At 59.2% G+C, this 11124-nt stretch carries 10 protein-coding genes; 3 read left to right on the top strand and 7 right to left on the bottom strand.

The window, feature by feature from the left end:
* Nucleotides 1-96 precede the first annotated feature (96 nt).
* Nucleotides 97-816 (bottom strand): hypothetical protein, encoded by a 720-nt coding sequence (locus G5137_RS08485; RefSeq protein ID WP_421255227.1) that lies wholly within the window; start codon nucleotides 814-816, stop codon nucleotides 97-99.
* A gap of 278 nt (nucleotides 817-1094) precedes the next feature.
* Between G5137_RS08485 and G5137_RS08480 the strand changes: the two genes are divergently transcribed.
* Nucleotides 1095-1646, top strand: coding sequence for a lipoprotein (locus G5137_RS08480; RefSeq protein ID WP_005337065.1), 552 nt, complete (start codon nucleotides 1095-1097; stop codon nucleotides 1644-1646).
* A 195-nt stretch (nucleotides 1647-1841) separates the two neighbouring features.
* On the top strand, nucleotides 1842-3839 hold the full coding sequence (locus tag G5137_RS08475) for a hypothetical protein (RefSeq protein ID WP_421212132.1): 1998 nt from the start codon (nucleotides 1842-1844) through the stop codon (nucleotides 3837-3839).
* A gap of 84 nt (nucleotides 3840-3923) precedes the next feature.
* On the opposite strand, the gene glgC is transcribed toward G5137_RS08475, so the two are convergent.
* Complete coding sequence (glgC, locus tag G5137_RS08470) at nucleotides 3924-5198, bottom strand: glucose-1-phosphate adenylyltransferase (protein WP_005337070.1); 1275 nt, start codon at nucleotides 5196-5198, stop codon at nucleotides 3924-3926.
* A 189-nt stretch (nucleotides 5199-5387) separates the two neighbouring features.
* Here glgC and G5137_RS08465 point away from each other — a divergent pair, with 189 nt between their 5' ends.
* The gene (locus tag G5137_RS08465; RefSeq protein ID WP_376902831.1) at nucleotides 5388-7028 is read left to right on the top strand and encodes an EAL domain-containing protein; all 1641 of its coding nucleotides are present in this window, start codon (nucleotides 5388-5390) and stop codon (nucleotides 7026-7028) included.
* Here the strand turns inward: G5137_RS08465 and G5137_RS08460 are convergent.
* From G5137_RS08460 to hemH, 5 genes are all read right to left on the bottom strand, one after another.
* Nucleotides 6991-7485 (bottom strand): hypothetical protein, encoded by a 495-nt coding sequence (locus G5137_RS08460; protein WP_265783649.1) that lies wholly within the window; start codon nucleotides 7483-7485, stop codon nucleotides 6991-6993. The genes G5137_RS08465 and G5137_RS08460 overlap by 38 nt on opposite strands.
* A gap of 175 nt (nucleotides 7486-7660) precedes the next feature.
* Nucleotides 7661-8023, bottom strand: a complete 363-nt coding sequence (locus G5137_RS08455) for a DUF2750 domain-containing protein (RefSeq protein WP_005337077.1) — start codon at nucleotides 8021-8023, stop codon at nucleotides 7661-7663.
* Between the two features lie 180 nt (nucleotides 8024-8203).
* Nucleotides 8204-9508: an inosine/guanosine kinase gene (locus G5137_RS08450; protein ID WP_005337079.1), complete on the bottom strand. Its 1305-nt coding sequence runs from the start codon at nucleotides 9506-9508 to the stop codon at nucleotides 8204-8206.
* 186 nt (nucleotides 9509-9694) lie between these two features.
* The gene (locus tag G5137_RS08445) at nucleotides 9695-10087 is read right to left on the bottom strand and encodes an MAPEG family protein (protein WP_064336267.1); all 393 of its coding nucleotides are present in this window, start codon (nucleotides 10085-10087) and stop codon (nucleotides 9695-9697) included.
* Between the two features lie 34 nt (nucleotides 10088-10121).
* Nucleotides 10122-11096 carry a ferrochelatase gene (hemH, locus tag G5137_RS08440; RefSeq protein WP_042080404.1) on the bottom strand — a complete coding sequence of 325 codons (975 nt, stop codon included), beginning with the start codon at nucleotides 11094-11096 and terminating at the stop codon, nucleotides 10122-10124.
* Between the last annotated feature and the right edge of the window lie 28 nt (nucleotides 11097-11124).

The raw sequence follows: 11124 nt of genomic DNA, 5'->3' as shown, positions 1-11124 counted from the left end.
AAATGAGCGACGTAATCTTGTCATTGAACACCTCAGGTCATGGTGGCGACTGTACCACCTAAAATGGTGTCCGGGATGATTAGACCACTACATTGCTTATTGGTGGGTGACCCGGATCTGCAGGGTCTGGCGCTCGCTCTGGCTGCCTCGCCCTCCCTGTAGCTGGGTGCCGAGGCTGCTCCCTTGATCTGCCGAGCTGGTCGAGAGCTCCCCCACCGTCAGCCACTGGCCAGGGGCTCCACTGACCTCGGTGGCACTCTGCCCACGATTGATGGTGCCCTGATCCAGCCTCGCCTGTTCGCTGCTGAGCGCAATCTGCACCCGATCGCCAATCAAGGTGGCCGTAGCATAGAGGCCATTCACCAGCGGCATCATCCCCACCACGGCGCCCCCGTTCCACTGATAGAAGGTCACCGGCTGATAGGAGCCCATCTGCAGCAGCACGGGACGACCCGACAGCCCGCGCACCTGCCAACTGTCGTTCTGGCTGCGCTGATACTGCTGGGCATTGCCATCGAGCAGCCACTGCCGCTTGGCCTCGTCGCGACTGATTGAGCCCCCCAGTTGCTGACCGCTGGCAGCCCCATCCACCCGCCACTCGATAAGCAGGCTTTGCGGCGGCTGGTTGATCTGCGCCAACGTGGCTTCGGCCTCCTGCAGCTGGGCTGGCGTTCCGCTCAGCACCAGCTGGTTACCCATGGCGCTTACCCCAAGCTGGGGATAGATCTCCTTGAGGGTCTGCACCGCCGCCTGCGCCTCGAAGACCGGGATCACTTTCACCTCGGCCCACAGCGATGGGCTCCAGAGCCCCATCATGCAGCCAAGCCACAGCAGCGCCCTGCGGCCAACCTTGCCCATCCGAACCATTACGCTCTCCTCGTTCTCTGTTCTCTTCTCTCTGCTTAAGGCGTAGACCCATGCCCGCAGCAAACAGCTCAGCCCTATTCCACTCACTCGTCGATGATGAACCCGGCGGTTGCCAAAAAACAATCGGGAATGCAGCAACTCCGTGATTTCCCACGGTATGAGGCTCTCATTCCACGCCCGTTATCGCGTAAGATAGCGCCATCATAGTTGCCCAAGCGGAATCCATCATGTTGAAACAGTTGTTGTTACTCCCCCTCGCCCTGCTGCTGGGAGCCTGCTCCTTGACCCAGTACAACGTCAGCGAGGCCGAAATCAACCAGTACCTCAAAGATCAGGTCTCTTTTGAAAAACAGCTGGGGATCCCCGGTATCATGTCGAGCAAGATCCGTCTGGATGAGATGCAGAGCCGTATCGGCCGCAAACAAGCAGATCGCATCGAGCTGGACGCCGCTGGCGACCTGCAGGTGAGCAGCCCCCTTGGCAGCCAGCAGATGAAGATCCGCTTTGCCCTGAGCGCCCGCCCGGACTATGTGGCCGATCAAGGCGCCATCTATCTGCGCGACCTTGAGCTGGTCTCGGTCAAGACCGAGCCGGCCGATATCGGGGCTGCCCTCACCCCGCTGCTGCCCACCTTCAATCAGTCCCTTTCCCTGTTCCTGTCGCAGACCCCGGTCTATCGCCTCGACAGCAGCCGCAAGAACGAAGCGAGGATCAAGGAGAAGGTCGAAGCCCTCAAGGTGGAGCCGGGCCGTCTGGTCATCCCGTTCAAGCTGCTCTGATCGCCGCCACACTGGCACTTTCATCGCAATAAACAGATAACCGTCCTCTTCGACAGCGCACATCCGGTTTAACGTGCAGCCGAATGGGACGGTTTTTTACTTCTCAAGTCCCCGTCAACACAGCATAATGCAGACCATTCTCATTTAGATTCGTTATGAGAAGCGTCAATAATAAAACCAATGGTGAGAAGGGACATGAGAAAAACCGTACTGGTTCAGGCGATCGCCTGCGCATTGATCAGCGGCGCCGCAAACGCTGCCGTCAAAGTCGAAGACAAGACATTCAATACCGCCGCCAACATGCTGGCCTATACCGAATTCGAGCTCTCCGGTGAGCCGCTGGCCGAAGCGCTGGGGCTGGATCTGGATGTGCTGGATGCCAACCGTGCCGATGAGCCGACCCCGTTCGACTTCGCTGCCGGCATCGAATCCTACGAATACTCCGAAGAGGCGATGTACGCCCTCAACTACCAATCCGGCATGGGCCCACATCTGGTGAACGGGCCGCAAAACCTGGCCCGTGGTGGCACCATGGCCTCTCTGGGGCAACGGGTGCTGGCCATGGCCGATGCGGTCGGCTTCCCGGCCGATGAAGTGCCGCAAGGCATGTATCCCCTCTCCCTGCCCTACGCCTCCGCCAATCCAGAGTTTGCCCAGGCCGTCAACGCCACTCCGGTCAATGGCGATCAGATCACCATCAAGACCGCCAAAGGGACCGAGAAGACCATCAAGACCCAGGTGCCCGCCTACTTCCGTGACTACAGCACCCTGCGCTGGAGCGGCAGTGACAACCTGCTGGTACCCGCAGCCGTGGGCGGCATCCTGCTCAAAGAGGTGATGTGGTCGCAAGACTTCCTCGGCGGCATGCACGTGGCCGAGACCGATGAAGAGGTAGAAGCCGCCTCCGCCACCATGGATCAGGATGGTAAGCACAAGCTGGGCGTCTCTGCCGCCGATGGCTTCAATGGCATGATGCTGACCGAGCAGTCCATCGACAAGCTGGCCATCATGCAGAACCAGCTCGGCTTCGATGGCAAGCAACTGGGCGCCAAGATCACCCCGCAGTACGATCCGGCCAAGGGCGTGATTTACTTCCCCCATCAGGTGAAAGTGACCGAAACCAGCAACAACGATGCCGGTGCCATCGGCAAGCTGGAGGTGGTAGATGGCTCCGCCCAGCTGCGCGATGCCTGGATGATGCTGTGGCCGCTCTCCGAGTTCTATGCCTTCAGCGATCAGCGCAGCGCCAACACCAACCAGAACCCGGCCTTCCACGCCGTGTTTGACGGCGCGCCGTTTGCCGCAGCACCGGCTGCCAACAAGGCCAATGACCTGGGCAAAGCGGTCGCGGGCAGCGATGCCTTCTCGCTGGCGATCAATCTCTCAAACCTCACCTTCAAGAACCTGGCGGCCCTGCACTTTGATGCCAAGGCTGGCACCCTGGTCGACAGCTGGCAGGCAGGCAAACAGGGCAAGCATGTCACTACCTTTGACGCCGCTTACGCACTGGTCGCCCTGCAGATCTTCCAGCGCGCTCAGGACGCGCTGCCGGTCGGTTACGCCGCCGGTGACAATGGCGAGCTGAACCTCAAGACCAAGCAGGGTCAAGAGGCGCTCGAGCTTATCCGCAAACAGGCCGATTTCATCCTTGCCAACCTCAAGGGCAAAAATGGGCTGGTGCATGATGGCATCACGCTAGGTGGCAAACTCGATGCCGGCCACTCCATCGATGCGCAGTTCGCCGCCATCCGTGGTCTGACTGCCGCCTTCCTCGCTACCTCGGATGCCAAGTACCGCACTGCCGCCCGCGAGCTGTTCATCGCTGCCGACAAGGCCTACTTCAATGCCAAAGCGGGCACCTGGCTGGTGGGTAAACAGGGTGAATACACCCCCTGGACCCAGGCTGCCATCTCCGGCGCCCTGCGCTCTGCCATGCTGAACCTGCGCAACGAAGGGGCCGAGAAGGCGCCCGAGCTGGAGCTGGCCAAGCTGACCGGTCAGTACGTCAGCTGGTTCCGTGGCACCGTCAACGGTGGCATGCAGATGGCCGAGTGGATCGGTGACTCCGGCGAGAACATCATCGAAGGTGCCGGCAGCGACACCGATGAAGATGGCGTACCGCAAGTGACCGCTGCCGGTGGCAAGCACGGCACCGCCATGGTGATGGCTGCTAAAGCAGTGGTTAGCGAGTAATCCTCGCCATTCACCAGCATGAAAAAGGGAGCCAAATTGGCTCCCTTTGCATTACAGCGTCTGACACAGTTTCAAGGGCCTTCCTCAAACCAGCTTGTCCAGCATCTCCTTGGTCACCAGCACAATCCCCTGCTCGGAGCGGTAGAAGCGGCGGCTATCCTCATCGGCATTCTCGCCCACCACCAGCCCATCGGGCAGCACACATCCCTTGTCCACCACCACCCGGCGCAGACGACAACCGGCGCCAATCTCGACCCCAGGGAAGATGATGGCCTGATCCAAGGTGCAGAAGGAGTGCACCCGCACATTGGTAAAGAGCACCGAGTTGAGCACGAACGACCCGCTGACGATGGTCCCGCCCGAGAACATGGAGTTGATGGTCATGCCATGCTGACCGTTGCGGTCCTGCACAAACTTGGCCGGTGGCGTCAGGGTCTGGCTGGTCCAGATGGGCCAGTTCTGATCGTAGATATCGAGCTCGGGCAGCACGGAGGCGAGATCCATGTTCGCTTCCCAGAAAGAGTCCAGCGTACCCACGTCACGCCAGTAGGGCTTTTGCCCCTCGCGCGCCCCGACACAGGACATGTTGAAGGGGTGAGCAAATGCCATCCCCTCCTCCACGATGCGGGGGATCACATCCATCCCGAAGTCGTGTTTGGAGTCCTGATTGTGAATATCCTCCTCCAGCAGTTGGTAGAGGTACTCCGCCTCGAAGATATAGATCCCCATGGAGGCCAGCGAGCGATCTTCACAACCCGGCATGGCGGGCGGATTGGCCGGTTTTTCGACGAAGGCGCGGATCTTGCGCTGCTCGTCGATATCCATGATCCCGAAGGCGGATGCCTCGGCCCGCGGCACCTCGATACAAGCGACCGTCACCTTGGCACCGAGGCGCACATGGTCGAGCAGCATGGCGGCGTAATCCATCTTGTAGATGTGATCCCCCGCCAGCACCACCAGGTATTTGGGGCCGTAGTCACGGATGATATCGACGTTCTGATAGATGGCATCGGCGGTGCCGCGATACCAGTGCACCTCGTCCACCCGTTGCTGGGCAGGGAGCAAGTCGATGAATTCGTTCATCTGGTAACGCAGGAAGGACCAGCCCGATTGCAGGTGACGCAGCAGGCTGTGAGACTTGTATTGGGTGACTACACCAACGCGGCGGATCCCCGAGTTGATACAGTTGGAGAGCACAAAATCAATGATCCGGAATTTGCCACCGAAATGGACGGCAGGCTTGGCGCGGTTGTCAGTCAACTGCTTCAGGCGACTACCACGTCCACCCGCCAGCACCAGTGCCATACTCTGGTTCAATAATTGTCGTGCTTTGGCACTATTTTCGGGCTCTAACAACATGATTTACCTCTGCCTTGTTTGATCTATTTTCAACTCATCTTCGCCTGTTTCGGCACCTGTGAAAGTGGTTTCACTCACATTTAACCGATCTCAATTGACCCTTTTCACCGAGTTGCGAGGAATAGCATGCTTTGCTCCGCCAGCTTGGTTAAAATTCCCCCACAAAGCAGCCACTTCAAGGATGACAAGATGGTTCACAAGCTCGGACGTACCCTCTTTCTGATCGCCACCATAGTGACCATACCCCTGCTGCTCCTGCAAGCAGTTTGGTTGGCCCTTCAGAGCACACCGCTCACTTTGGTGATTATTCTGGCCACCACACTGCTTGGCATGATCCTGCTGTTGATGCTGGCCATCCGCACCATGGATGGCATGATCCAGCATCAGGAGCTCACCTGGGTCAAGGCGATCAGAGGGCGGGATCCCTCACAACTCGATGAGCCCGCCTCCCGGGAGGTGCTGCAACAGCTGCTGGAGCAGTTCGAAAGCGCCGAGCAGAGCGCCCATCGCCAGCTGACCGAGCTCAGCAACCTGGCCACCACCGACGAGCTGACCCAGCTACTCAACCGCCACGCGTTTCGCCGCGACATGACCGAGTTGCTGCAGCGGGATCAGGACACCCAGACCGCGACCCTGGTGCTGATCCGTGCCACCGAGCTTGGCAAGATCAACGCCCAGCGCGGCTTCCAGTCTGGTGATGCCTACATCAAGGACATGGCGGCCCTTATCAAGCGGGTGGTAAGCCGCTTCCCGGGCAATCAGGTCTATCGCATTTCGGGGGCCGATTTCGCCGTGCTGGTACAACCGGTGGCCAATATTCCCCCCCATCTGCTGGGGCAGGATTTGAAGGTGGCCTTCGATCACTATCAGGATCAGCACGAGCTGGAGAGCACCGGTTACTCGGGGCTGACCAAGCTCAGCAGCGGCCAGAAAATCGAAGCCGTACTGGCCAGAGCGGATCTGGCGCTGGCTCGCGCCCAGACCGAAACCATCAACGGCTGGGCCATCCAGCAGGATGACAGCGCCTCCGATCTGCAGGGCCAACACCACTGGCGCGACGTGTTGACCGAAGTGCTGGCGCAGGAGCGCCTCAGCTTTACCTACCAGCCGATCCAGCCCCTGCACCGCAGCATGCTGGCTTACAACGAGATCTACACCCGCTTCAGCGGCAATGACGGCACCGCCCTGCCCACCGACACCCTGTTTGCCATGGCCCAGCGGCTGGATATGGTGATGCGGCTGGAGCAGCTGGTCATTACCCACATCATGCGCCAGTACCGGGCCTTTGGTGCCAACCAGAGTCGCTGGGGGATCAACCTCTCCCCCAACCTGCTGCAAAACAGCGCCTTCCTGATCTGGCTTGACCGTCAGCTGCTCAAAGATCCCAATACCAGCGCCAATCTGGTGTTCGAACTGGATGAAGAGCATCTGGAACGCAACTTGACCGGCGCCAAGCGGGTGTTTGAACTGCTGCGCCGTAACGGCAGCCGCTCGGCCATCGCCAATTTCGGCAAGGGGATCGGCTCCTTTACCCTGTTTCGCGAGCTCAAGCCCGACTACATCAAGCTGGACCCTGCCCTGATCACCGGGCTGGAGCAGGATCAGACCAACCAGCAGTTCGTGCGGATGATCGTCGATGTATCACATCGGATGGGATGTCAGGTGATTGCAGAGGGGGTGGAACAGCTTGGCCAGAAACAGCTGCTGCAGGGGATGTACGTGGATGGTTTGCAGGGCTATCTGATCGCCCGGCCGCAACCGCTGCGACCGGATATCAGCCAGCTGGGACTCTTTACTGAGGATGCTTCAGCTTCAAAAGGGTCAGAATGATGTCATTGAGCTGGCGATAGCGCTCCAGCTCTTTCTGATCGTAACGGGTCGCCAGTGTGGTGGGGTTGTGGCGGTTCTTGAGGTAACGGTTGATTTGCAGGCGATTGAACCCCGCCACCTGATAGACCAGGCCAAGCAGGGAATTGAGCTCATCGTGCTCCAGACCGGCTCTGGCCAGATAGTCCCCATCGGCGGGACTCTCGGTCTGGTGACTCCACTTGCCAATGCGACCGCTCTCTTGCAGATAGCTGAGCCACTGCTCGATATAGAGCGGTTTGCACCCCGCCAACAGGTTGAAAAAGCCCACCGCATCGCAACGACAACCGCTCAGGAGCACGACCGCCAGCTGATCGTCATCGCACTGGAAGGTCACAGGTCCGGCTTGCGCCCAATCCAGCGCCTGCACCCGAATGCTGGCCTTCTCACCCGCAGCTCCCGTTACGTCGAATACAAACATGGCGCTCCTCCCTTGGCAAAAGGTTGATGATGGACCATCCCCCTGACAGGTGCAAAGGCAAATCGGCTTTTAACTCATCAATCGGGCCATTCGACCATAAAAAAGACCGGAACCCTCACGGGGGCCGGTCTTTGTCCCGATTGCCTGTGCATTCAGGCCATCAATGGAGGCGCTTTCAGGCGTCCAGCTCAACTAGTGCCTTGGCCAGCTCGATAGGTTCGAGCTCCTGACCTTCAAGATCGGCGTTCCAGTTCGGGCCGACCAGTACATCGTCTTCGTCCAGATCGTTGATCCAGATATCGAGAAACTCTTCCAGATCGATCACTTCCGGCTCGTAATCGGCCCACTCGTCGACGCAGTGCAGACGGGCGTCCTCTTCGGCAGACCAGAGCGGCATCACGTCGGCATCTTCAAATTCGGCGGAGCGGCAGACGACCCAGTCTTCCCCATAGCGCAGACCCCACACCTGACCCGACTCGCGGACTTGTTCGATAAACAGTTGGAAATTGGCGTCAAGGTTGTCGTTAAGCATGCTCATGGGATTCTCTCTTTCTTTCGGGTGCTGCGGCATTGTCGGGCGACAATACGATGGCCAAATGGTGTCGCAAAAGTGACATGGACTCAAGCATATTGGGGTTATTCTGGGAAAAAAGCCGGGATAACCCCCATTTGCCTGCAAAAACGCCTCCCGATGGAGGCGTCTTGCAGATTCAGGAGATCAACGCTCCCAGTAAACCTCTTCCAGGCTGTCCTCTTTCTCAGGCAAACCGCGGGAGAGACGGGGGCTGCTCTGGGCCAACACCTCGTAGCTGACGCGGTTGGCGTATTTGCACACCTGGGCCAGTGAGGAGTAGGTCAGGAACTCGGAGATGTGCTTGGCGGAGTTGGGCACATTCATCCGGTGATAGGAGTTGGCCACCATGTCGTGCAGCACGGCGGAAAGCGCGCCATCCCCTGCCCCGTTGGTGTTCTTGATCTTCTCCGGGCCCCCCATATACGGGGAGATGTGGGAGTAGATGCGGGCCGGTTTACGGCACTTGGCGCGGGCCATCGGGCGGCTGAACTCATACATGTTGAACTCGGGGATAACGCCGGGCAGCAAGGTATGAGTGGTCTCGCGCTTGTAGTCCTCGTCGGTATAACTCGCCATGTAGAGGCCGATGGGGCCAGCAGTACAGAGCACCATATCGGCCCAGTCGAGCGCCTTGTCGGCAGCACCGAGCGGATCAGCGATGCCGGTCAGGGCTTCCCCTTCGTCTTCGTTCATCGCCAGCACGGTCACGTTCTCGGCAATGAAGTCGCGCCACCACTGGGGATTTTCGTCGATGACGAAACGGGTGCCCAGGGTCAGCACCACGGGAATACCGGCCTCACGGGCATAACGCACCGCGGTCATGGCCGCCTCTTTCATCGGATCACCATCGTCACCGCGTACCAGATAGGCGGTGATCACCAGGGCAGACGCCCCTTTGATCACATCCTCCGGAATGTGCTGCACATCCAGCTGGTTCATCTTGCCGGCGTTGATACCGAAGCTGCGCTCGCCGCACTCGGTAATGAAAGTGAAGCAACGGCCGATGGGGCCATCCACCGGCTGCAGATAGTCCAGATTGACGCGGGAAGAGGTGTTGCACAGATAACGGTAGGCGTAGCAGCCGATACGAATATCCTGACTCATCACACCCAGCAGGATGGAGTGGGAGTCGGCCAGTACCGAGTAGTTGTGTACCGTGTTGCCAATGGTGCCACCGGCAAACTCGCTCACTACCATGTTGTTGGCCTTGAGCTCGTCATAAATCCGTTCGGCCACGTCGTCATTGATGACGACGGAGTGCCCCTTGCTCAGACCATAACGGGTCAGAAAGTCTTCATCCACATGGGCTTCAATATCAACCAGGGTCTGATCAATCCCGACGACGTAGGCTTTGCCCAGCTCGGTTAACAGGGGATTTTGCGGAACCAGGGGATCGCGTCTGTCGACAGGGAAGTAGTGTTTGGACTTGCGCTGACCGGGAAATTTCATGGCAATGTTCTGTGCTCTGGGGGAAAGAGGGGCGGGATTTTAACACAATCCGTAGCCCCGAAAAGTCGCCCTGTTTAAATAATGGAGTCAGTATAGACAAGGCTTGCAAGGAAAAACGTTTGCCTTTTCACCATAAAAAAACCACCCTGCCCGGGGTGATTCCATAGCATAAAAAAGCGTCGGTTTTCAGGCGGCCGCCATCCCCTGCAACAGGGCCAGCAGCGAGAAGAGGCCGAGGGCTAGCCAGAACAGCAAGGTGCCCAGAAAACGGGGCACATTGGGGGCTTTGGGGATCTGGATGCCAATGGCATGCAGGATGCGGCCGACCAACAGCATGGCGCCACCGGCATGCAGCCAAAGCGCACCGGCACCGGATAGCTCGCACAGCGCCATCAGCAGCAGGGTCAGCGGCACATACTCGGCAAAATTACCGTGGGCCCGGATCGCCGCCAGCAGCTCGGGGGCCTCCCCCTGCCCTATCATCACCCCGAACTGGGCGCGGCGTTTGACCACCCAGAAGGAGAGCCCCAGAAACAGCAGCCCAAGCAGGCCTGCGTAGATCAGCGTGATATGTACCATGACTCGACTCCTTGTTTGACTGACTGCCGGTCACTCATGCCAATTCGCGGCAGATGAGCGAGACCATCATCCTGATGTGGGCCTGATCGCTGTTGAGGGCCGGAATATATTCAAACCGCTCGCCACCGGCCTCCATGAAGATCTCCCGATTCTGTACCTGAATTTCCTCGAGGGTTTCGAGGCAGTCGGCGGCAAAGGCAGGACAAATCACATCGAGCCGCTTGATACCCGCAGCTGGCATACCGGCGATGGTCACGTCTGTGTAGGGCTTGAGCCACTCCTCCTTGCCAAAGCGGGACTGGAAACTGGCCGTCCACTGCCCGGCCTCCAGCCCGAGCGCCTCGGCCAGCAAGCTGGCGGTATGGCGACACTGGTGACCATAGGGGTCCCCTTCGTTCTCGTAGCGCTCGGGAATGCCGTGGAACGACATCAGCAGGTGATCACCCTGACCGTGCTGCTCCCAGTGACGGCGCACGCTCATGGCCAGCGCCTGAATGTATTCGGGGTGGGCGTGATAATCACGAATGAGCCGTACCACCGGCAGATTGCGTTCTCTCTTCATCGCCTTGCCCCAGGCATCGAAGACCGAGGCGGTGGTACTGACCGAATATTGCGGATAGAGCGGCAACAGGATCACCCGGTTGACCCCTTTGGCCTTGAGCGCCTGCCAGCCATCATTCACTGACGGGGAACCATAGGTCATCGCCAGCTCCACCGGCACATCGACGCCCTCCCGCTTGAGCTCCTGCTCCAGCGCAGCACGCTGCTGCTTGCTTATCACCATCAGCGGCGAGCCCTGCTCGGTCCACACCTGCTGATAGAGCTTGGCCACTTTGGGCGAGCGCGTCGGCAAGATGATGAAGTGGAGCAGCGGACACCAGAGGTAACGGGGCAGGTCCACCACACGGGGATCGTGCAGGAACTGGCTGAGGAACGCTTTGACGGCAGCGGTGGTCGGTGCGGCTGGGGTACCCAGATTGACCAGCAATATTCCGGTTTTCGTGGTCACGTTGGCTTCCTGTCTATCTGTCATTATG

Source organism: Aeromonas sp. 600282, assembly GCF_049175755.1.
GTDB lineage: Bacteria > Pseudomonadota > Gammaproteobacteria > Enterobacterales > Aeromonadaceae > Aeromonas > Aeromonas veronii_A.
The sequence above is the reverse complement of the archived record's forward strand: the minus strand, read 5'-3'. Positions and strand labels throughout refer to the sequence as shown.

Bases quoted from the DNA above. Each gene is read 5' to 3' on its own strand.
- G5137_RS08465 (WP_376902831.1), top strand. From the start codon at position 5,388: ATGGTTCACAAGCTCGGACGTACCCTCTTTCTGATCGCCACCATAGTG.
- G5137_RS08455 (WP_005337077.1), bottom strand. From the start codon at position 8,023: ATGAGCATGCTTAACGACAACCTTGACGCCAATTTCCAACTGTTTATC.
- glgC (WP_005337070.1), bottom strand. From the start codon at position 5,198: ATGTTGTTAGAGCCCGAAAATAGTGCCAAAGCACGACAATTATTGAAC.
- G5137_RS08485 (WP_421255227.1), bottom strand. From the start codon at position 816: ATGATGGGGCTCTGGAGCCCATCGCTGTGGGCCGAGGTGAAAGTGATC.
- G5137_RS08480 (WP_005337065.1), top strand. From the start codon at position 1,095: ATGTTGAAACAGTTGTTGTTACTCCCCCTCGCCCTGCTGCTGGGAGCC.
- G5137_RS08450 (WP_005337079.1), bottom strand. From the start codon at position 9,508: ATGAAATTTCCCGGTCAGCGCAAGTCCAAACACTACTTCCCTGTCGAC.
- G5137_RS08475 (WP_421212132.1), top strand. From the start codon at position 1,842: ATGAGAAAAACCGTACTGGTTCAGGCGATCGCCTGCGCATTGATCAGC.
- G5137_RS08460 (WP_265783649.1), bottom strand. From the start codon at position 7,485: ATGTTTGTATTCGACGTAACGGGAGCTGCGGGTGAGAAGGCCAGCATT.
- G5137_RS08445 (WP_064336267.1), bottom strand. From the start codon at position 10,087: ATGGTACATATCACGCTGATCTACGCAGGCCTGCTTGGGCTGCTGTTT.